Annotated in this window: 23 protein-coding genes; 9 read left to right on the top strand and 14 right to left on the bottom strand. The window is 60.0% G+C overall.

The genetic code is table 11. The features are described 5' to 3' along the window. Window positions 1-200: 200 nt before the first annotated feature. Window positions 201-1,130, bottom strand: a complete 930-nt coding sequence (locus CFBP5499_RS23785) for a hypothetical protein (protein ID WP_233284232.1) — start codon at window positions 1,128-1,130, stop codon at window positions 201-203. Window positions 1,131-1,414: 284 nt separating this feature from the next. Here CFBP5499_RS23785 and CFBP5499_RS23780 point away from each other — a divergent pair, with 284 nt between their 5' ends. The 5 genes from CFBP5499_RS23780 (at window position 1,415) to CFBP5499_RS23760 (ending at window position 5,286) form a co-directional block, all read left to right on the top strand. Continuing rightward, window positions 1,415-2,305 carry a metal ABC transporter substrate-binding protein gene (locus CFBP5499_RS23780; RefSeq protein ID WP_175416871.1) on the top strand — a complete coding sequence of 297 codons (891 nt, stop codon included), beginning with the start codon at window positions 1,415-1,417 and terminating at the stop codon, window positions 2,303-2,305. Next, window positions 2,302-3,210, top strand: coding sequence for a manganese/iron ABC transporter ATP-binding protein (locus tag CFBP5499_RS23775; RefSeq protein WP_175416870.1), 909 nt, complete (start codon window positions 2,302-2,304; stop codon window positions 3,208-3,210). Before CFBP5499_RS23780 ends, CFBP5499_RS23775 begins: the two co-directional genes overlap by 4 nt. After that, complete coding sequence (locus tag CFBP5499_RS23770; RefSeq protein WP_080827836.1) at window positions 3,191-4,051, top strand: metal ABC transporter permease; 861 nt, start codon at window positions 3,191-3,193, stop codon at window positions 4,049-4,051. The genes CFBP5499_RS23775 and CFBP5499_RS23770 overlap by 20 nt, the downstream gene beginning before the upstream one ends. Next, window positions 4,048-4,902 (top strand): metal ABC transporter permease, encoded by an 855-nt coding sequence (locus CFBP5499_RS23765; RefSeq protein WP_080827837.1) that lies wholly within the window; start codon window positions 4,048-4,050, stop codon window positions 4,900-4,902. The genes CFBP5499_RS23770 and CFBP5499_RS23765 overlap by 4 nt, the downstream gene beginning before the upstream one ends. Before the next feature lie 210 nt (window positions 4,903-5,112). After that, window positions 5,113-5,286, top strand: coding sequence for a DUF1328 domain-containing protein (locus CFBP5499_RS23760; protein ID WP_003499086.1), 174 nt, complete (start codon window positions 5,113-5,115; stop codon window positions 5,284-5,286). A 53-nt stretch (window positions 5,287-5,339) separates the two neighbouring features. Here the strand turns inward: CFBP5499_RS23760 and CFBP5499_RS23755 are convergent, their stop codons facing one another. Continuing rightward, entirely contained in the window at window positions 5,340-6,071 is a 732-nt protein-coding gene (locus CFBP5499_RS23755) for an SDR family oxidoreductase (RefSeq protein WP_003499083.1), read from the bottom strand. A 196-nt stretch (window positions 6,072-6,267) separates the two neighbouring features. Between CFBP5499_RS23755 and CFBP5499_RS23750 the strand changes: the two genes are divergently transcribed. Beyond that, window positions 6,268-7,035, top strand: coding sequence for an IclR family transcriptional regulator (locus CFBP5499_RS23750; protein WP_080827838.1), 768 nt, complete (start codon window positions 6,268-6,270; stop codon window positions 7,033-7,035). 105 nt (window positions 7,036-7,140) lie between these two features. Here the strand turns inward: CFBP5499_RS23750 and tal are convergent, their stop codons facing one another. Then, window positions 7,141-8,106, bottom strand: coding sequence for a transaldolase (gene tal, locus CFBP5499_RS23745; protein ID WP_080827839.1), 966 nt, complete (start codon window positions 8,104-8,106; stop codon window positions 7,141-7,143). A 207-nt stretch (window positions 8,107-8,313) separates the two neighbouring features. On the opposite strand from tal, the gene CFBP5499_RS23740 reads away from it, so the two are divergent. Then, window positions 8,314-9,318: a sugar-binding transcriptional regulator gene (locus CFBP5499_RS23740; protein ID WP_175416869.1), complete on the top strand. Its 1,005-nt coding sequence runs from the start codon at window positions 8,314-8,316 to the stop codon at window positions 9,316-9,318. Here CFBP5499_RS23740 and CFBP5499_RS23735 read toward each other — a convergent pair. The 4 genes from CFBP5499_RS23735 to CFBP5499_RS23720 form a co-directional block, all read right to left on the bottom strand. After that, entirely contained in the window at window positions 9,315-9,602 is a 288-nt protein-coding gene (locus tag CFBP5499_RS23735; RefSeq protein ID WP_080827841.1) for a type II toxin-antitoxin system mRNA interferase toxin, RelE/StbE family, read from the bottom strand. The two genes, CFBP5499_RS23740 and CFBP5499_RS23735, sit on opposite strands and share 4 nt — an antisense overlap. A 5-nt stretch (window positions 9,603-9,607) precedes the next feature. Further along, window positions 9,608-9,844 carry a CopG family ribbon-helix-helix protein gene (locus CFBP5499_RS23730; protein WP_080827842.1) on the bottom strand — a complete coding sequence of 79 codons (237 nt, stop codon included), beginning with the start codon at window positions 9,842-9,844 and terminating at the stop codon, window positions 9,608-9,610. A gap of 52 nt (window positions 9,845-9,896) precedes the next feature. Then, on the bottom strand, window positions 9,897-10,769 hold the full coding sequence (locus CFBP5499_RS23725) for a methylated-DNA--[protein]-cysteine S-methyltransferase (protein WP_080827843.1): 873 nt from the start codon (window positions 10,767-10,769) through the stop codon (window positions 9,897-9,899). 132 nt (window positions 10,770-10,901) lie between these two features. Then, window positions 10,902-11,384 carry a DUF2244 domain-containing protein gene (locus tag CFBP5499_RS23720; RefSeq protein WP_080827844.1) on the bottom strand — a complete coding sequence of 161 codons (483 nt, stop codon included), beginning with the start codon at window positions 11,382-11,384 and terminating at the stop codon, window positions 10,902-10,904. A 37-nt stretch (window positions 11,385-11,421) separates the two neighbouring features. On the opposite strand from CFBP5499_RS23720, the gene nth reads away from it, so the two are divergent. Further along, a complete protein-coding gene (gene nth, locus CFBP5499_RS23715; RefSeq protein ID WP_080827845.1) occupies window positions 11,422-12,204 on the top strand; it encodes an endonuclease III in 783 nt (260 codons plus the stop codon). Here the strand turns inward: nth and CFBP5499_RS23710 are convergent. Continuing rightward, window positions 12,166-12,903 carry a sulfate transporter family protein gene (locus CFBP5499_RS23710; protein WP_080827846.1) on the bottom strand — a complete coding sequence of 246 codons (738 nt, stop codon included), beginning with the start codon at window positions 12,901-12,903 and terminating at the stop codon, window positions 12,166-12,168. The genes nth and CFBP5499_RS23710 overlap by 39 nt on opposite strands. 298 nt (window positions 12,904-13,201) lie before the next feature. On the opposite strand from CFBP5499_RS23710, the gene CFBP5499_RS23705 reads away from it, so the two are divergent. Beyond that, window positions 13,202-14,035 carry a MurR/RpiR family transcriptional regulator gene (locus CFBP5499_RS23705; RefSeq protein WP_080827847.1) on the top strand — a complete coding sequence of 278 codons (834 nt, stop codon included), beginning with the start codon at window positions 13,202-13,204 and terminating at the stop codon, window positions 14,033-14,035. Between the two features lie 70 nt (window positions 14,036-14,105). On the opposite strand, the gene CFBP5499_RS23700 is transcribed toward CFBP5499_RS23705, so the two are convergent. From CFBP5499_RS23700 to CFBP5499_RS23675, 6 genes are all read right to left on the bottom strand, one after another. After that, window positions 14,106-15,680 carry an FGGY-family carbohydrate kinase gene (locus CFBP5499_RS23700; protein WP_175416868.1) on the bottom strand — a complete coding sequence of 525 codons (1,575 nt, stop codon included), beginning with the start codon at window positions 15,678-15,680 and terminating at the stop codon, window positions 14,106-14,108. Between the two features lie 57 nt (window positions 15,681-15,737). Continuing rightward, on the bottom strand, window positions 15,738-16,457 hold the full coding sequence (locus CFBP5499_RS23695) for an HAD family hydrolase (RefSeq protein WP_080827849.1): 720 nt from the start codon (window positions 16,455-16,457) through the stop codon (window positions 15,738-15,740). A 7-nt stretch (window positions 16,458-16,464) separates the two neighbouring features. After that, a complete protein-coding gene (locus CFBP5499_RS23690; protein ID WP_080827850.1) occupies window positions 16,465-17,949 on the bottom strand; it encodes a mannitol dehydrogenase family protein in 1,485 nt (494 codons plus the stop codon). Window positions 17,950-18,074: 125 nt separating this feature from the next. After that, complete coding sequence (locus tag CFBP5499_RS23685; RefSeq protein ID WP_080827851.1) at window positions 18,075-19,073, bottom strand: ABC transporter ATP-binding protein; 999 nt, start codon at window positions 19,071-19,073, stop codon at window positions 18,075-18,077. A gap of 12 nt (window positions 19,074-19,085) precedes the next feature. Continuing rightward, window positions 19,086-19,910 carry a carbohydrate ABC transporter permease gene (locus CFBP5499_RS23680; RefSeq protein WP_080827852.1) on the bottom strand — a complete coding sequence of 275 codons (825 nt, stop codon included), beginning with the start codon at window positions 19,908-19,910 and terminating at the stop codon, window positions 19,086-19,088. A 12-nt stretch (window positions 19,911-19,922) separates the two neighbouring features. Next, window positions 19,923-20,795: a carbohydrate ABC transporter permease gene (locus CFBP5499_RS23675; RefSeq protein ID WP_080827853.1), complete on the bottom strand. Its 873-nt coding sequence runs from the start codon at window positions 20,793-20,795 to the stop codon at window positions 19,923-19,925. Window positions 20,796-20,883 lie beyond the last annotated feature (88 nt).

The raw sequence follows: 20,883 nt of genomic DNA, 5'->3' as shown, positions 1-20,883 counted from the left end.
TGTTCTTTGACATCCAGGCTGTCAGCAGCTCGCGCTCACACTCAACGTCATCCTCGGCCTTGTGCCGAGGATCTAACCACGTCAATAAAATCAATACGTTGCAGATCCTCGGGACAGGCCCGAGGATGACGGTAGAGCATAAGGGACCAAGAGAGCAAGACAGCCCGGATGTCAAAGACATCCCATCGCGGCCGCTATCTTTAATGCCCCGACTTCCCCACACCCGGCTCTTCCGCCGCGGCATTCTCACCAGCCGCCGCCTTCTCCTCCGCCGCTTGCGCAGTCGTCGAGCCTTTTCCGAAGATCAGTGATTTCAGATAGGACAGGCTGAAGATACTGCTGCCCTCGGCTTCCGGCGTCGAGGTCAGAAGTTCGTCGGTGACGGGTTCGCCATGCGCTTCGGGAGACGGGGTTTCACCATTGGTTTCCGGGCCCGCTTCGCCATGGCCGCTCTCTGCCGGGGCGGCGCCGTGTTCGCCGCCGGCCTCGCCCTTGTTTTCGCCATGACCTTTCGTGGCCTTGCCCTCGTGACCTTCAGAGCCGGCATCCAGCACCGGGGTGGCGCAATCGGCGGAATCGCTGAGGCTTGCTGCCATTGCTTCGGTATCTTCTAGCGGCAGATCGATGCGCAGACCATAAAACTGGCCGCTGCCATTGGCCGCGCCATCGTAATAAAAGGCGGAATAACGATGGGCGTTCGCGCCTTCGGGAATTTTTGCCGGGTCGGGAATGAAGACCACCTGTGCGGCAATGGCGCGGCCGCGCATTTCCGAGCGCAGCTGCGGGCCGTTCTTGTCCAGCACGGAAACCTGCACCAGATCGGGCTTCTGCTTGTCGTAAACCGCCCTTGCAACACGAAGCGCGGTCTTCAACCGCTCGGGGCCGTCACCGCCGCCGGTGCGGATGAATTTGCGCACCCACAAGGCGCCGTTCTTGCGGATGTTGACTGTCTGGACCGCGTCGCAGGAAAGCCCGTTGGTGGAGGCATAGGATGGACCAAGCAGCCGATCGCTGCCGATGAACACGGCAGCAGAACCGGTCGCACCCGCCAAAAGCAGGATCCCGCCTCCAATCATAACGAGCTTGCGCGAAAACCGCATTCGTCCGAACACAGCTTTCACCCGCAACATCCTGCCATCAAGTACCCCGTCTTACGCCCTCACCCCAAAACGTGGCTCGAAAGACGAGGAACACACGCGGGACAAGCCACGGACCACGCTGTCCGAGCCCTGCGATAGTGCCGCTTTCTCATTGAAAAAAGTTTAACCCGCCCGCCACCGCGCGGGCAAAAACGCACCAATTTCGGACATTTCCGAAATCAGCTAAATTGCGAATGATTTGCAATAGCGTTGACAAGTGTGATTCTATAACAGATGGTACTGCGAGTTAATCGCAACAAAAATCGGTGACAGACGTGAACCTCCATAGAATCCGCCATGCCCTTTTTGCTTTTTCGCTTTTCCTGCCGGCCGTTGCCGTCGCGCAGGAAAAACCGAAGGTGGTCACCACTTTCACCATCATCGCCGATATGGCGCGCAACGTGGCGGGCGATGCGGCGGATGTGGAGAGCATCATCAAGCCGGGTGCGGAAATTCACAATTACCAGCCGACACCGCGCGATATTCTTAAAGCCCGCAAGGCCGATCTGGTGCTGCGCAACGGTCTCAATCTGGAATTGTGGTTCGAGAAGTTCCTGACCAATCTCTCCGGCGTGCCTGATGTGACGGTGAGCGAGGGCGTGGAACCCATGGCGATCAGCGGCGGCGCCTATCAGGGAAAGCCCAATCCACACGCCTGGATGTCGCCCGATAACGCCTTGATCTATGTGGAAAATATTCGAAAGGGCCTTGCCCAAATCGACCCTGCCCATGCCGATGTCTATGCCGCCAATGCCAAGGCCTATTCGGATAAGATCAAGGCCACCGTGCAGCCGATCCGCAATACGCTTTCGGTTCTGCCTGACAACAAGCGCTGGTTGGTGACGAGTGAAGGCGCCTTTTCTTATCTCGCCCGTGATTTCGGCTTGAAGGAACTGTTCCTTTGGCCGGTCAATGCCGATAGCCAGGGCACACCGCAACAGGTTCGCGGCGTGATCGACGCCATGCGCGAGCACAATATCCAGGTCATCTTCAGCGAAAGCACGGTTTCCGCCGATCCCGCCCAGCAGGTGGCCAAGGAAACCGGTGCAGCCTATGGCGGCATCCTCTATGTGGATTCGCTGAGCGAGGCAGACGGCCCGGTTCCGACCTATCTGGACCTCCTGCGCGTAACGAGCGAGACCATCGCCAAGGGACTGTCTTCATGAGAATGGGCAGTAAAAAATCCGGCGGCGGCCTGACGGTTCAAAATGCGACAGTGACCTATCGCAACGGCCACACCGCATTAAGAAACGCCAGCTTTTCCATCCCCCGCGGAACGATCACTGCACTTGTCGGCGTCAATGGCGCCGGCAAGTCCACGATTTTCAAGGCGATCATGGGTTTTGTGCCGCTGGCCGCCGGTTCCGTCTCGATTTTCGACCTGCCGGTGAAGGACGCGCTCAGGAAAAACCTTGTCGCTTATGTGCCGCAGGCCGAGGAGGTGGACTGGAGCTTTCCGGTGCTGGTGGAGGATGTGGTGATGATGGGCCGTTACGGCCACATGAATTTCCTGCGCATCCCGTCGAAACGCGATCACCAGATGGTCGAGGAAGCGCTGAAACGCGTCAACATGCTCGATTATCGCAAGAGGCAGATCGGCGAGCTTTCCGGCGGGCAGAAGAAGCGGGTGTTTCTGGCCCGCGCGCTGGCGCAGGAAGGCCAGGTCATCCTGCTGGACGAACCTTTCACCGGCGTCGATGTGACGACGGAAGAACAGATCGTCGTGCTGTTGAAAGCGCTGCGTGACGAGGGCCGGGTCATGCTGGTCTCCACCCATAATCTCGGCAGCGTGCCGGAATTCTGTGACCGTGCCGTCTTCGTCAAGGGCACGGTTCTGGCATCGGGCAAGACGGCGGATACCTTCAACGAGGAGAACCTGCAAAAAGCCTTTGGCGGCAGCCTGCGCCACTTCGTGCTGGGTGGGGCGGACCTGCATAGCGATGCCGATCCGCGCCGGGTGAAAGTGATTACCGATGACGAGCGTCCCTTCGTGATCTACGGCAAGAATGGCCAGAACGGGCATGAGGCACAGGCTGCGAAAGAAAAAGTCGATGATAAGCAGTCTTCTTGAGCCCTTCACCTATGGCTATATGCTGAACGCCATCTGGGTCAGCGCGCTGGTCGGCGGCGTCTGCGGTTTTCTCTCCGCCTATCTGATGCTGAAGGGCTGGTCGCTGATCGGCGATGCGCTTTCCCACGCCATCGTCCCTGGTGTGGCCGGGGCCTATATGCTCGGCCTGCCCTTTTCGCTGGGCGCCTTTCTTTCCGGCGGGCTTGCAGCCGGTTCCATGCTGTTCCTGAACCAGAAGACACGGCTGAAGGAAGACGCGATCATCGGGCTGATCTTCACCTCGTTTTTCGGGCTTGGCCTGTTCATGGTGTCGCTCTCGCCCACCTCGGTGAATATCCAGACCATCGTGCTCGGCAATATTCTGGCCATCACCGCCGAAGACACCATCCAGTTGGCGCTGATCGGCGGCATCAGCCTCCTCGTGCTGGCGCTGAAGTGGCGCGATTTCATGGTGGTGTTCTTTGATGAGAACCATGCGCGCACCGTGGGGCTGAAACCGGAAGTGCTGAAGGTGATCTTCTTCACCCTGCTCGCCGCCTCCACGGTTGCCGCTTTGCAGACGGTCGGCGCCTTCCTCGTCGTCGCCATGGTGGTGACGCCGGGCGCCACTGCCTATCTTCTGACCGACCGTTTCGAACGGCTGATCCTGATGAGCCTCATCATCGGCGCGGCCACCAGCTTCGTCGGCGCCTATCTCAGCTATTTCCTCGATGGCGCGACCGGCGGTGTAATCGTCGTGCTGCAGACGGCGATCTTCCTTGCCGCCTTCGTCTTTGCGCCCAAGCATGGCCTACTGGCGTCGCGCGCCAAGGCCCGCAGGGCACTGGAGGAAACGCCATGAGCGACTATCTCGAACTCGCCATCCTGCCATTTCAGCTACCTTTCATGCAATATGCCTTCGTCATCACGCTGATGATCGCGGTGCCGATGGCGATGCTGTCCTGTTTTCTGGTGCTGAAGGGCTGGTCTCTGATGGGGGATGCGGTCTCCCATGCCGTGCTGCCCGGCGTGGTGGTGGCCTATATCGCCGGCATACCCTTATCCATCGGCGCCTTCATCGCCGGCATGATCTGTGCACTCGGTACCGGTTTCATCAAGGAAAACAGCCGCATCAAGGAAGATACAGTGCTGGGCATCGTTTTTTCCGGCATGTTCGGGCTGGGGCTGGTGCTGTATGTGAAGGTGCAGAGCGACGTGCATCTCGACCATATCCTCTTCGGCGACATGCTCGGCATTGCGCCATCAGACATGCTGGAGACGGGTCTGATCGCACTTTTCGCCACGCTGTTCCTTGGCATCCTGCGCAAGGACCTGCTGGTCAACGCCTTTGATGCGCAGCATGCCAAAGCCATCGGCCTGCCGGTGCGTGTGCTGCATTATGGTCTGCTGATGGTCCTGTCGCTCACAGTCGTCGGCGCATTGAAGGCGGTGGGCATCATCCTCTCGGTCGCCATGCTGGTGACGCCTGGCGCTATCGCCTTCCTGCTGACCCGGCGGTTTTCCGCCATGCTGCTGGTGGCCATTATCGTGGCGGTCGCCTCATCACTGGCGGGCATATGGGTAAGTTTCCTGATCGACAGCGCGCCGGCCCCCACCATCGTGATGTTCATGACCCTTGCTTTCGTCGCCACCTTCATCCGCACCACCTGGAAGGCCCGTAGGATCGATGCTGCGGGGGAAACAGGCTTCTAGAGCATTTCCGGCGAAAGCCAGTTCACCTGAAATGCTCTATCTCTTTGTTTTTGCGCAGTCCGGACGCAAAACCGCTAACGCACTTTTGCTGGACGTGCTCTAAAACAACGATTTTTGCGGGCGTGTGGAACATTTTCGCCTTTTGCGCGTCATTTTGCTGAGCCTGTCGCGGGGCGGCGGGCTCGGCAAATTATGCAAAGGGGAAGCGCCATGCTGAAGTGGGCTCTTATTTTCTTCGTTATTTCTTTGATCGCAGGCGTATTCGGCTTCACCGGCATTTCCGCGGCGGCCGCGGGCGTGGCCCGCATCCTGTTCTTCATCGCCGTGGTAATCTTCCTGGTCTTCCTCGTGCTTGCACTGATGGCCGGAAGCGCCGTCGTCTGAACAAAAAAGGCGACCGGTTTTCACCGGTCGCCTCTCTCTTATTCCATCGATAATCAGCCCGTCCAGCCGCCATCGATCACATGGATCTGGCCGGTGGTGAAACCTGCTTCGTCGGAAGCGAGATAGGTGACGAGTGCTGCGATTTCTTCCGGCGTGGCGATGCGACCCATCGGCTGGCGGGCGATGAAATCGGCCAGCGCCTGTTCGTAATTGCCGGTGGCGCGCAGGCGGTCATGCAAAGACGGGCTGTCGACCGTGCCGGGGCAGATGGCGTTGCAGCGAATACCCTTGGTGACAAAATCGGCGGCAATCGCCTTGGTGAGACCCACCACGGCAGCCTTGGAAGCCGTATAGGCGAAACGGTTCGGCACGCCCTTCACACTTGAGGCAACCGAGGACATGTTGACGATCGCGCCCTTGCCCTTTTCCAGCATGCCGGGCAGGAAGGCGCGGCAGGTGCGGTACATTGCCTTGGCATTGAGATCGAAGGAGAAATCCCAGTCCTTCTCTTCACAGTCGAGAATGGTGCCGGAATGAACGAAACCGGCGCAGTTGAACAGCACATCCGCATGGCCGATATCGGCAGCGAAATCCTTGACGCCATCACCGTCAAGCACGTTCAGAACCCGGGTTTCCGCACCTTTGAGCGTCGAAAGCGCCTGCTCGTTGATATCGGTGGCGATGACGCGCGCGCCGAGCGATATGAAACGCTCCGCCGTCGCCCGGCCGATACCCTGGCCGGCGGCGGTGATCACCACTGTCCGGCCGTTAAAATCCTGCACCATGAATAGCCTCCCGCTAAAGCCGACCGCCAGCGTGGCCGAGCCGTTGAATTTCAGTGATCTCAAATATGGATCGACAATTCATATGTAAACGCGGTATTCATATGGCGTCAAGCAAACTTGCGCGGATGCGGGGTATCGGGCAACCATATTTTAAACCACCCCGCCCGGCGCGCATCAGAAACACCATCGAGGCCAGATGACCGACGACGACAGCGAAAGATATCGCGCCCCCGCCCTCGACAAGGGATTGGACATTCTCGAGCTTCTGGCCCGCACGGATGGCGGGCTGACACAGATCGAGATCGCCAAATCGATCGGAAAGAGCCCCAACGAACTCTACCGCATGCTGGACCGGCTGGTGCGACGGGGTTATGTGCAGCGGCTCGACGGCGACCGGTTTTCGCTGACGCTGAAAATGTTCGGGCTGGCGCATTTCCATGCGCCGATCCGCCGGCTTGTGTCTTTCGCAGCACCTGTCATGCGTGATTTTTCCGCAAGCGCCGAACAGGCCTGTCATCTCGCCGTTTATGATCGCGGCAGCGTCGTCGTCATCGCCCAGCAGGAATCTGCCACCTATTGGGCCATGTCCATGCGGGTCGGCGCGCAGATGAGCCTGTTCCACACCGGCTCCGGCCATGTGCTTCTGGCCTTCCAGACGGATGCGCAGCGCGAGATCATGATGACCGAACAGGTGCGCGGCAGCGGCGAGACCGTGCCACCAGACCTTGCCGAGCGGCTGCGGCAGGTGCGCAGCAACGGTTTTGAATCCATGGACAGCCTGCAGACCGCAGGCGTGCGCAATATTTCCGCTCCTGTTCTGACGCTGGATGGCTCAGCACTCGCCGTCATCACCTGCCCCTATATCACCACGCTTGGCGGCAAGGCCCCAACGCGGGAGGTCTGTGAACAGCTGATCCGCGACGCGGCAAAACGCATCTCCGAAGTGGTGACGGGAAGCGCCTGAAAGGCACAAAAAAACGCGACCGGCAGGGACCCGATCGCGTTTCAATTGACTGGAGATTTATGTCTCGTAAACGCAGAGGGAACGCGGATGGTTCCCCCTTTTTTGTCAGGCGGCGGCGGCCGTCAGTTCCTTGCGGACCATCTCGCGCAGCGTCACCAGATCCTTGGCGAACAGGCGGATGCCTTCGGAAAGCTTCTCGGTGGCCATCGCGTCTTCGTTCATCGCCCAGCGGAACGCCTTTTCATCGAGCGACTGCAGCGGCTCGGCCTTGACATTGTCAGGCGAAAGCTTGCGCTCGAGCTTGCCATTGTCCTTGTCCAGCTCTTCGAGCAGCGCCGGGCTGATCGTGAGGCGGTCGCAACCGGCCAGCGCTTCGATTTCGCCGACATTGCGGAAAGACGCACCCATGACAACGGTGCTGATGCCATTGGCCTTGTAATAATTGTAGATGCTGCGCACCGAAACGACGCCCGGATCGGTCTCGGCGGTGTAGGTCTCACCGGTCGACTTCTTGTACCAGTCGAGGATACGGCCGACGAAGGGCGAGATGAGGAAGACCTTGGCTTCGGCGCAGGCAATCGCCTGGGCCTGCGAGAACAGGAGCGTCAGGTTGCAGTCAATGCCTTCGGACTGCAGAACTTCGGCAGCCTTGATGCCTTCCCAGGTGGAGGCCAGCTTGATGAGGATGCGTTCACGCTCGATGCCGCGCTCCTTATAGGAGGCGATGATGTGGTGTGCCTTGGTGATGGAAGCCTGCGTGTCGAAGGACAGGTCGGCATCGACTTCGGTCGAAACGCGGCCGGGAACGAGACCGGCAAGGGCTGCACCGACGGAAATGGCCAGACGGTCGGCAACCGCAGCAACAACGGCGTCGGACTGGCCGCCCTGCTTCCTGCCCCAGGCGACAGCTTCCTTCACCGCATCGGCAAAGGCCGGCGTGCCGAGCGCTTTCAAGACGATGGTCGGGTTGGTGGTGCAATCCACCGGCTTCAGGCGTGCGACCGCCTCGATGTCGCCGGTATCGGCAACAACCGTGGTGATGGCGCGAAGTTGTTCGAGTTTGGACGTCATGGCGAATGATCCTTCATGATCTCTGGTAAACTTGCTCAGCCGTCTTTTCGTTCCCGCACCGGGGGTGCGCCCAAGGCCGAAATCACGGTTCTGTCCGGCTCCGACTATCGCAAGCGGCGCGGTCGAAAGTCAAGACATTTGCGCATCGCAATTGACATAAGTTTCATGCCTGCGATACTCGACCGCACATAAGGAATGGCGAAAACCGTGGCGAAACTGAGAAGAGAGACCCATACGACCTACTCGGAAGCGGCTTCGCTGAGGCTGCGCGCGGCATGGCTCTATTATAACCAGGGCATGACGCAGAAGGATGTCGCCGAGAAACTGGGGATCAGCCGCTCCACCGTCATCCGCCTGCTCGATGAGGCGATGAAACGCTCGGAAGTGCAGATATGGATCAATGAGGGTATCGAGGATTTCGTGTCGCTGGCCGGCCAGCTGGAGGCCGCCTATGGGCTGGACGAGGCCGTCATCATCCCCTCGCCCGGCTCGTCTCCCGCCAGCCCATCTCCCGCAAGCAAGGCAAGCGCGGAAGGCACCGCCAAGGCCGTCGGTCTCGCACTCGGGCAGTTCCTCTCCGAAGTCGTGCCAAACGGCGCCACCATCGGCGTCGGCTGGGGGCGCACCATGACCGCCTCACTCTCCAGTTTCCGCCCGCCGCGCCGGGAAAACTGCAAGGTCGTCTCACTGCTCGGCGGTATCGTGGCCGTGCACCAGACCAACCCGCTCGATTACACCTGGCGGCTGGCAAGCGCGCTCGGGGCGGAATGTTACATGTTCCTCGCACCGCTTTTGGTGGATTCGGTCGAGACCAAACGGGCGCTGATCGAAAAATGCGGGCTGGCGACGCTTTACGATCTCGCCGAGACGCTCGATCTTGCCATCGTTTCCTGCGGCGATATCGGCCCGCATTCCACCTCGCTGTCGGAAGGTTTCATCTCCAAGGAGACCCTGCGCGAACTCGTCGATGCCGGCTGCGTCTGTGACACCATGTTCAACTTCATCGATGCCGAAGGCCGCTCCGTCGATCATCCGATCAACCAGCGCGCCATGGCGATCGATCTCGATACGCTGCGCAAGGCCAAACACATCGTCCTCGCCTCCGGCGGCGCCCACCGCGCCACCGCCATCCGCGCGACGATCAAGCGGATCGGGTGTAATACGCTGATAACGGACGAAGCGGCAGCGCGGGCTTTGATGGAACTGGTTTAGGCGTCGTCAGGCCATTCACGGGCGGCGTGTTGCACGAACAGAATTTCGACCTGTTTCTCCGTGACGCGATAGGCGACGATGTACGGCAGCCCAGGAATAACCAACTCTCTGGTTCCTTCGATTTCGCCACTGCGCCCGAGATGAGGATTATCGGATAAAAGACGTGCCGTCGTCTGGTGAATTACTCTAACGACTTTTGCTGCCGCGCGCGGATTACGTTCGGCAATATAGTCGCCTATGGCATCAAGTTCCCGGAGATAACGGCGCGTCCAAATCAACCGCACGCGTTTCAGACCTTGGCATATTTATTCAGAACGACGTTGATCTCTTCTTCAGTAACAAACTCCCCTGCATCGGCCTCTGCCAATCCTGCCCTCACGCCGCTCGTCCATTTCTCTTGCCAGGCCAGAGAACGTCCATGTGAAAGCGCATCTTCTATGATGCGGCTTGGTGTCGAATTCGAGCGCTCAGCCAAGATATCCAGCCGGTGTTTAATATCGTCGGGAAGTTCAATCGTGCTTTTCATGGGCCAAGAATAGCCGATCCCAAGGAGATCGGCAAAGACAATTAAGACCCAATCAAGCCTTCCCCGTTTCCCATCCCAGCATCGCCCGCTTGCGGGTCAGGCCCCAGTGATATCCAGTCAACGCACCGCTTTTGCCGACGGCGCGGTGGCACGGAACAACGAACGAGACCGGGTTTGCCCCAACCGCGGCACCTACGGCTCGGGATGCGGTGGGCTGGCCGATATCGCAGGCGATGTGCGAATAGGTGACGGCGCGGCCCATCGGGATTTTCAGCAGGCTTTCCCAGACGCGCACCTGAAAATCCGTACCGAGCAAAACCACGCGCAACGGCTTGTCCTCTGTCCACAGCGACGGTTCGAAGATGCGCGCGGCATAGGCCGCGGTCGCTTCGCGATCCTCGACATAATCCGCATTCGGCCAGCGGCCGGCCATATCCTCGAAACAGGCTCTTTCCTCGCCCGGATCGGCAAAGGCGCAGCCGGCAAGACCACGATCGGTGATCATGACCAGTGCAAGCCCGAAAGGCGAGGCGTGAAAGCCATAACGGATCGTCAGCCCGCCGCCTTTCGCCTTCCATTCGCCGGGCGACATGGCCTCATGGGTGACGAACAGATCATGCAGGCGGCCCGGGCCGGACATGCCGACCTCGATCGATGTTTCAAGCAGCGGCAGGTCCTCTTCGCGCAGCAGCCGCTTGGCGTGATCGAGCGTCACGGCCTGCAGGAAGGCCTTGGGCGAAAGGCCGGCCCAGCGGGTAAAGGTCTTCTGCAATTGCGTCGGCGACTGGCCGAGTTCTGCGGCGATGGCTTCGAGGGAGGGTTGATCGCGATAATCCAGCGTCAAAAGCTCGATAACCCCGCGCACCGTCTCGTAATCGGAGCCGATGGGGGTGATGTCTTCGTTCAGCATTATGTTGGCGTTCATCGCATTTCTCCTAACGGGGAAGAGAAAACCATTAAAGCGCGCCAGTCTCCACCCGTTTCTTGCGCCATGCTCCGCTTCTGCCGTCATACAGGCCTCAAGCCGGAATGATGGAGGGAGAGCGCGATTATCCGCTCACATCCTCCGCCGCACAGTCGCAAGCGCGCCGCCGAAGGCCTTCGCAAAGCTTTCCCTATCATCCGGATTGAGGAACGAGCCGATATCGGTCGCCCGTCCCTCGCCCGTTACATGCATGGAAACGATACCGATCTCGTCATGCCGCCTCACCCGGAAGCGCGCCCAGAACGGATTGAAGCGATATTCCACCATGCGCCCGGCGGGAGAAAATTTGCGGATCGACAGGTTGGTGCGTGACACGCTGACCTCCTCCCGCGCTTTCGCCGCCCGGTAATTGGCGCGGAAGGCGATATAAAGCAGCAGGAAATCCACCCCGAAAAACAGGCCGACCGGCCAGGCTCCGGTGGCGAGGAAAAAGCCGCCATAGATGAGGCAGGCAAATGCGGACAGGATGAGAAGCAGCCGGAAACCTCTTCTGCCAAGCGAACGATGCGGAACAAGTTCCGCCGCGAAAATCGGCTGATCGTTGAGCGTATCCACGTTGATTTCCTTCGGGCGGGCTGGCTATAGATAGTTCATGACAGTCGCCAAAAAACGATCCAGCACCCAAACCTTGAAAAAGTCAAATACGACATCCACCCGCAAGCCGATGCGCGTGAAGACGATCTATTCGAAGGACGAACTCACCGAAATCTTCCGCCGTTTCTCCATTCAGCGGCCGGAGCCGAAAGGCGAGCTGGAACACACCAATCCCTTCACCCTGTTGGTAGCAGTAGCGCTTTCCGCCCAGGCGACCGATGTGGGGGTAAACCGGGCCACAAGGGCGCTTTTCAAGGTGGCAGATACGCCCGAAAAGATGCTGGCGCTCGGCGAGGAAGAACTGATCGGCCATATCAAGACCATCGGCCTTTATCGCAACAAGGCGAAAAACGTCATCGCGCTGTCGCAGATGCTAATCGACAATTTCGGCGGAGAAGTGCCGAAAACCCGCGAGGAACTGGTAACGTTGCCGGGGGTGGGCCGCAAGACGGCCAATGTGGTGATGTCGATGGCCTTCGGCGTGCCCACGCTTGCGGTGGACACGCATGTATTTCGTATAGCCAACCGGCTCTGTCTTGCGCCGGGCAAAACCCCTGACGAGGTTGAAGACCGGCTGATCCGCATCATTCCCGAACAATATCTGTTCCATGCGCATCACTGGCTGATCCTGCACGGGCGTTATTGCTGCAAGGCGCGCAAGCCGGAATGCGAGCGCTGCGTGATTGCCGATATCTGCAAGTCGCCGGAAAAGACCTTCGATATTCCCGCACCGCTGGTGGAATTACCCGCGCAGTTGTTCGGTGCGGCCAGCGGCGAATGAGGGATCGCGCCGGCTGACGGCCTTGTGCAGATGCACCATCATCGAGGCGGCAAAAAGCGGCGTCAGCAGATTGAGGAACGGCACCGCCAGGAATGCCGCAATCACCAGCCCGGCCATGAACACCGTGGTGCGGTGCTTCACCCGGAACAACCGGGCGTCAGCGGGCGAGCGGAAACGCATGGCCGCGAACTCGAAGAACTCCCGGCCGAGCAGATAACCATTCACCAGAAAAAACGCGATGAGATTGACGCCCGGCACCAGGAGCAGCAAAAGTGCGACGAGGTTGCCGGCAATGACCACGCCGAAAAACTTGATCGATGACAGCACGGCTTCGCTGATCGGCATTGCCTTGCCGGGCGGATCATCCGGATAGGTCTTCTTTTCCACCACTTCGGCGACATCATCGAGAAACAGGCCGGCGATGACCGCCGTGACCGGCGAGATGAGCAACGCCAGCGCCAAGGCAAGCCCGATGCCGGCGAAAATGGCAAAAACAAAGGTCAGCCAGCCGGCCCAGTCAGGCACGCCGGGGATCAGCGTATCCACCCATGGCAGGGCGAAATAGATAAAGATGGAGCGGATCGCGAACCACAGCGCCGCCAGCACCAGCAACGTCAGCCCCAGCACCTTCCAGAATACCGACCGGGTCTCGGTAGCAAAGAGATTGTGAAATGCCAGCCGCGCCGCATCAAATATCATTCGGAACTCCCTTGACGCCTCTGGCGTTGAAACTCTCTCCTCAACGAGATAGGCGCTGACCGCCCGCTCCGCAAGGCGGGGCGCAAAGACCCAAGCTGTTGGGAATTAAACCGCAGATGGAATTTCCCTTGAATAAAAGGTAGCCCTAAAATATAATAATCCATCTACTATAATTCGCATTCCGGTCCGGTGGAGGACATGGCCGGGAAAGCTCGCCCCCACCGTCAAATCGCGGTTCGCACGCTTTCACGGGCGCGCGAATGCATCATCGTTCAATAACTATAAAATAAACGAGGCGTTGGTGGAAAAGCTGTTGTTGAATCTTACGCGCGCCATGAAGGCAGGCACCCCTTCAGAGCGCAAGATTGCCAAATATCTGATCGAGCATCTGGATGAGTTGCCGTTCGAAACGGCACAGACGCTGGCCGCCAAGCTCAGCCTCAGCCCGATGACGGTCGGCCGGTTCCTGCGTTCTCTGGGATACCGGCAATTCAGCGATATCCGTGCCGACCTGCGCCACGCGGAAGAAACCGTCGGCGCAGACGAGCCCATGCCGACCGAAGGTGGCGAACGGCACTCCAACCCGTTCTCACAGCTTCTGTCGCAGCAGATCCAAGCCATCCAGACCGCCTTCGACATGACCACCCAGACGATCTGGCGTCTTGCCATGAACGAGATCACCGCCGCGGGCGATGTCTTTCTGGCGACCTCTCCGGAAGGCCTCGATGCCAGCAGGCATTTTTACGGGCGGCTGCTGGAGTGCCGGAGCCATATTCATTACCTCGGCAGCGACAATGCGGCCTATGTCGCCCTGTGGGATTTCGATCCCGCGCGCACCCTGCTCGTCATCATGGATTGCGGCGGCGACCTCCTGCCCCTGCAGCGCCTGTCGGCCATGGCCCGCAAGGGCGGCTACAGGACACTTTTGATCACCACCCGTTTTTACGAATGGGGACCGGAAAGCGTCGATCTCTGTCTTGCCATGCCGCAGAGCCAGAATAGCGGCCAGGGCCTGCTGCAACTGGTCTCCCTGCTGGAATTCACCCTCTGCGCGCTGAGCGCCGGGGCGGACGACGCCGGCAGGGCCCGGGCAAAAAACCTCGCAGCCCTGAAGCGCTCACTGCGCAGCTGACCGGCAAGGCGTGTAGCAGCGTCGATATGGATCGAGCGGCACCCGTCAGCCGTCGTTCCATCCTGATAAATCAAAGACTTTCCAGTTCCTGGCGATGCCGGTACATGGCGAGGAAACGGCGATAATCCCGCTCGTAATGCGCCGTCAGCGCCGGATTGCCCGAGATTTCCGCATTGCCCGGATACATGGCGGCCCCTGCCGCCGCGAGGCTCGCATGCACGCCGCCGGCCGTCGCCGCCGTCATCGCCGTGCCGAGCAGCACCGCGTCAGCGGTGGCGGGAACCACGATACGTTTGCACGTCACATCGGCGTAAAGCTCCATCAATAGCGGGTTCTTCACATGCCCGCCGGTAACATGCAGCGTTTCCACCGCATAACCGAAACGCTCCATGGCATCGAGCACATGGCGTGCGCCGAGCGCGATCGCGACCGCGGTACGCCAATAAAGACGGCAGAGGCTGTCGAAGGAAGTATCGAGCGTCAGCCCGCTGATGACGCCGACCGCATGCGGATCGGCAAGCGGTGAACGGTTGCCGTGGAAATCCGGCAGAACATGCAGCCGGTCCGCAAAGGCCTCACCCTCCAGTTCGCGCAACTCGGTGACGCGCGCAACGATGCGGGCATGCAAAGCCGTATCCGGCTCGCCACCCGCCGCATGCATGCGCACGATATGATCGAGCAACGCGCCGGTGGCCGATTGCCCGCCTTCCACCAGCCAGTGGCCGGGCAGCACCGCCTGCCAATAGGGGCCCCACAGGCTGCGGCCCGGCATCGGCTGCGCGGACATGGCGACAAGGCAGCTCGACGTGCCGGCTATCAGCGCAACATGTTTGCCGACATCCTCGGCAAGGCATCCGCCCAGGGCACCGAGCGTGCCGGCATAGGCATCGATCATGCCCGCCGCCACCTGGCAGCCGGTGTCGAGACCGAGTTCGGCAGCAGCCTCCGGCGAAAGCGGGCCGATGGCACACCCCGGCATGACTGTGGTTTCGGGCAGGCCTGCCCGTTCCTTCAGGTCGGCAAGTCCGGCAAACGCCAGATAATCCGCCTGCCAGCCGGGATTTTCCTGCGCCAGGAAGTTCCATTTCGCCGTCTGCGTGCAATTGGAGCGCTGTGCCGAGCCGGTCGCCTTCCAGGTGAGGAAATCCGCAAGATCGAAGGCGAAGGACATGCGCTCCCAGCTCTCCGGCATATGCGCCTTCAGCCACATCAGCTTCGGCATCTGCATTTCCGGCGAGACGCTGTTGCCGGCGAAATCGAGCACCCGATGGCCCGATGCCGTCAGCCGGTCGGCCTCGCTGATGGCGCGGTGGTCGAGCCAGACGATGGTATCGAAGCGGTCTTCACCGGTCGTGGAAACCGAAACCGGCTCACCCTCTCCATCGCGGATGACGAGTGAGCAGGTGGCATCGAAGCCAATGGCGGCAATGCTTTGCGGCAGGACGCCGGCATCGGCAAGGGCCGCCTTCACGGCAATGCAGACGGCATTCCAGATGTCGGTGGAATCGTGCTCGGCGTGGTTTTCACGCGGCCGCTGCATGAGGATGGGATGGGTGGAGCGCGCGAGCAGCCGGCCAGCCGGATCGAAAATCCCGGCCCGGGCGCTCGCCGTACCGACATCGACAGCGACGAGATTTTGACGCATCAAGACTGCAATTCCATCCCTGGCGCAACGACCTGGCGGCGACGGGCAAGATCAGGTTCAACCTGCGTCACGTTCCACCTGGCCGTCAAAACCGCCCCTCCCCACATAGCTGCCGACAAGTTGGACCAAATCCGGCATGGCGTCAAACACGGCGTCTGCCGCGAGACCGGCGATCTTTTCACGGAATGCGGGAAAGCGCGCGTGCGACCCGCCGGTGAAGGCAAAAACGCCCATGCCCGCCGCCTTTGCGGCGGCAATGCCGGCCGGGCTGTCCTCGATCACGATACAGTGACGCGGCTCGACGCCCATGGCGCGCGCCGCATGCAGGAAGAGATCGGGGGCCGGCTTGCCGTTCTTCACCATGGTGGCGCTAAAGACATGTGGTTCAAATTTGTCGATCAGGCTCGTCAGCCCCAGCGAATAACGGATGCGCTCCGGCTGGCTGGATGACGCGACACAGCGTTTCAGCGGCAGAAGCCGGTCCAGCGTCTCGGCAATACCGTCGATCGGCTTCAACTCGGTGCGGAAGCGCTCGAACAGCGTCGCCCGCATATGGTCGAGAAAATCGATGTCGGTTTCGACACCATAATCCTCGAACAAAGTCGCCGTCATGCTGGCGACGCTGCGGCCGAGAAAGCGCTCATAGGCTTCCTCCTCTCCCATCGTCACGCCGAGATGGGAGAGCATGTCGAGAAGCACCGCAATCGAAACCGGCTCGCTATCGACGAGAACGCCGTCGCAGTCGAAAATCAGCAGAGGCCCGGTCTCGTCTTCCATCTCATGGTCACTTTTCAGCCAGCTTGTCATCCAGATAAAGCTGCAAGGTCTTCGCAGTGCCTTCTTGCCACAGCGTCTTCAATGCATGGGCGAAGCGTTTACGGAAAAGCGCCGATTCGGCAACTGCCCCGAAAATATCGTCTAGCGCGAGGAAGGCCATCGGATCGTCCTTGGCCTTGATGGCCGCCGCCTGCAGGCGCTCGGCGCTGGCATCGTTGAAGGTGATCTCTTTGCCGCTGTCCGACGTGCCGTAGAAATAACGGCACCACAGCGCCGAAACCAGCGAAAGGCCGATGATATCCTCGCCGCGCGACAGCCGGTCAGCAGTGGAAGGCAGGATGAATTTCGGCTGGCGGTTGGAGCCATCCTGCGCCAGGCGCGGAATGGTGTCCCCAATCTTCGGGTTCAGGAAACGCCGCTCGATCAGCGCGAAATAGTCGTTGAGATTGGTATCAGGCACCGGCGGAATGACCGGGATGATTTCGTCCTTTTCCAGCTTTGCGAGAAACGCCCGGATCAGCGGATGCTCCATCGCCTCATGGACAAAGTGGATGTCGAGCAGTGCCGCCGGATAGGCGATTGCCGCATGGCCGCCATTGAGGATGCGGATTTTCATGTGCTCATAAGGCGCGACATCCTGCACGAACTGCACGCCCGCCTTCTCCAGCGCCGGGCGACCGGCGGGGAAATTATCTTCCATCACCCATTGCTTGAACTCTTCGCAGAAGACCGGCCAATTGTCCTCAGTGCCGAAATCGTCGCGGGCGATATTGCGTTCGCGCTCGCCGGTAGCGGGGGTGATACGGTCAACCATGGAATTCGGGAAGGCCACGTTTTCGCTAATCCAGTTGGCGAAGGCCGGATCGGAGAGTGCTGCCAGCCCAACCACAGCGTTTTTGGTGACCTTGCCATTATGGGGGATGTTGTCGCAGGACATGACGGTGAAGGGCTGCAGGCCCCTGTCACGCCGCGCCTTCAGCCCTGCAACGATGAAGCCGAACACGGTTTTCGGCGCGGACGGGTTCTTGCCGTCTTCGGCAATGGCCGGATGCTGCGGATTGAAGGAACCGGAGGCATCGATGAAATAACCGCCTTCGGTAATCGTCATCGAGACGATGCGGATTTTCGGATCGGCAAGCGTGTCGATAGTGGCCTTGATATCACCGACCGGCAATATGTCGATCATCGGCCCGGTAACGCGCGCGCCGGTGCGGTTATTGTCCTGCTCCACGACAGTGGTCAGAAAATCCTGTGCAGCAAGCTTTTCGCGCATCGTGGCATCGGAGGGAAGGACACCGGCACCGATGATGGCGAAGTCATGGTCCGCACCGGTGTTGAACAGGTCATCCAGATAGACCGCCTGATGGGCGCGGTGGAAATTGCCAACGCCGAAATGCACGATGCCGGCGGACAGATCGGCGCGGGAATAGGCCGGAACCGCCGCCGTCTTTCTGGCTTCTGCAAGCGTTGCGAGGGAGAGTTTGCATGTCATGTCACGATCCTTGAAGGGGAAACGTTGGTCGTGCCGATCGCCCTGTTGCCGGGCAATCGGCCTGTCGGAGCACCGCCCGCCGCCAGAAGGCAGCCAGGCAGCAGAGCTTTCGGAGTTGCCACCTCCTAGATCGCCAACCCCTTGTCATCGAACCTGTGGATTTTGCTGTCATCTGGGGTGATGAAGACGGTATCGCCGTGTTTGCATTCGAACTCGCCATCGGTTCTGGCGGTGATCGGGCCGATGCCTGATACCTCGAGGTGCAGGAAGGTATCGGAGCCGAGATGTTCGGCAACCGTGACCTTGCCCTGCCACAGGCCGCTCTCCTTCGACAGCACCAGATGCTCGGGCCGCACGCCGGCGGTGGTAGCGTTCTTGCTGCGGGCGAAGTCGCCGGTCACCAGGTTCATGCGCGGTGAGCCGATGAAGCCGGCGACGAAGAGATTGGCGGGGGTGCGGTAAAGCTCCATTGGCGAACCGACCTGCTCGATATTGCCGCGGTTGAGGACCACGATCTTGTCGGCCATGGTCATGGCCTCGACCTGATCGTGGGTGACGTAGATCATCGTCGTCTTCAGCGTGTTGTGCAGTTCGGAGATTTCCAGCCGCATGGTGCCGCGCAAGGCCGCATCGAGGTTGGAGAGCGGCTCATCGAACAGAAAGGCTTTCGGTTCGCGCACGATGGCGCGGCCGATGGCGACACGCTGGCGCTGGCCGCCAGAGAGCTGCGAGGGCCGGCGTTCGAGATAATCGGTGAGGTTCAGCACCCGGGCGGCATCCTCGACCTTTTTATCGATCACCGCCTTGTCGAGCTTGGCCATCTTCAGCGGGAAGGCGATGTTGTTCCTGACACTCATATGCGGATAAAGCGCATAGGACTGGAACACCATGGCAAGGCCACGCTCGGCCGGGGCCTTTTCGGTGGCGTCATTGCCGTCGATGACGATCTTGCCGCCGGAGACGTCCTCCAGCCCGGCAATCAGCCGCAGCAGCGTGGACTTGCCGCAGCCGGAGGGACCGACGAAGACGACGAACTCGCCGTCGTTGATATCGAGATCGATCGACGGGATGACTTTCGCCTCACCGAAGAGCTTGGACACGTTCTGAAGGGAAATGCTGCCCATGTTTGTCGTTCCTTATTTCACGGCGCCAAAGGTCAGGCCACGCACGAGTTGTTTCTGCGAGAACCAGCCGATGACGAGAATGGGGGCGATCGCCATCATCGAGGCGGCCGAAAGTTTTGCCCAGAACAGCCCCTGCGGGCTTGAGAAGGAGGCGATGAAGGCGGTCAGCGGCGCGGCATTGGTGGTCGTCAGCCGGATAGTCCAGAAGGATTCGTTCCAGGCGAGGATGACGTTCAAAAGCAGCGTCGAGGCAATGCCCGGAACCGCCATTGGCGTCAGTACATGGACGATCTCGTTCCACAAGGATGCGCCATCCATGCGGGCTGCCTCCAGAATCTCGCCGGGGATTTCCCGGAAGTAGGTGTAGAGCATCCACACCACGATCGGCAGGTTGATGAAGGTGAGCATGACGGTGAGGCCAATACGGGTATCGAGCAGGCCGGCATTGCGGAATATCAGGTAGATCGGCACAAGAACGGCGACGGCGGGCATCATCTTGGTGGAGAGCATCCACATCAGGATGTCCTTGGTGCGCTTGGTCGGCGAGAAGGCCATGGCCCAGGCGGCGGGAATGGCGATGATCAGCGCGATGATCGTCGAGCCGAGCGACAGCACAACCGAGTTCATGAACGGCTTGAAGTAATCGCGCTGGGTCTGGACCGTCACATAATTCTCAAGCGTGCCCGATGGAAGAAGGCTGAAGCCGGCGATCGCCTCCGGCTCGGTCTTGAGTGAGGTGAGGAAGGCGTAAAGGATCGGGAAGAACAGCAAAAGCGCCACCGCCCATGCCGCGATGGAAAAGCCGATCTTTGCGCGTGTGGTTGTCTTGCGGGCCATGATCGGTTCTCCTTAACGGTCGAGGTTCTTGCCGACGGCGCGCATCAGGAAGATGGCGACGATATTGGCGAGCACGACGGCGATGATGCCACCGGCCGATGCGCCGCCGACGTCGTAACCGAGAAGCGCGGTGCGATAGATGAGGAAGGCAAGGTTGGTCGAGGCATAACCCGGCCCGCCATTGGTGGTGACGAGGATTTCCGCGTAGACGCCGAGCAGGAAGATCGTCTGGATGAGAATGACGACGGTGATGGCGCGGGCAAGATGCGGCAGGGTCAGATAGATGAAGCGGTTGACGAAATTGGCGCCATCCATCTCGGCCGCTTCCTTCTGCTCGCCATCGAGCGACTGCAGGGCGGTCAAGAGGATCAGTGTCGCAAAGGGCAGCCATTGCCAGGCGACGATGATGATGATGGAGAGCAGCGGAAACTGGGCGAACCAGTCAACCGGCTGGAAACCGAAGAAGCGGGAGAGATCGGCAAGCACGCCGTAACCGGGATGCATGATCATGTTCTTCCACACCAGCGCCGCGACAGGCGGCATGACGAAGAAGGGCGAGATGATCATGATGCGCACGATGCCCTGGCCGAAAATGTCATTGTCGAGCAGAAGCGCAATGGCGATGCCACCGATAACGGTGATCAACAGCACGCCGCCGACGATCAGCAGCGTGTTCCAGATCGACTGGAAGAAGGCCGGGTCGGTGTAGAAATACTGGTAATTGAACAGGCCGGCAAAGCTGACATTGGCAGGGTTCAGGAGATTGTAGTTCTGGAACGAAAACCACAGGGTCATCGCCAAAGGCACGATCATCCACACCAGAAGCAGCAGAACCGAAGGCGCAAGCATGACCCGCGCAAGGCCGCTCGTGTTTCGTGTTGCCATTGCACTCACCTCCCCTTGGGCCGAGGCGTCACGACATGCGCCCGGCATATCCGGAAGAACCGGCTCATTCTTGTTTTGATTTGAAAGG

The sequence above is a fragment of the Agrobacterium tumefaciens genome (assembly GCF_005221325.1).
Taxonomy (GTDB): Bacteria; Pseudomonadota; Alphaproteobacteria; order Rhizobiales; family Rhizobiaceae; genus Agrobacterium.
The sequence above is the reverse complement of the archived record's forward strand: the minus strand, read 5'-3'. Positions and strand labels throughout refer to the sequence as shown.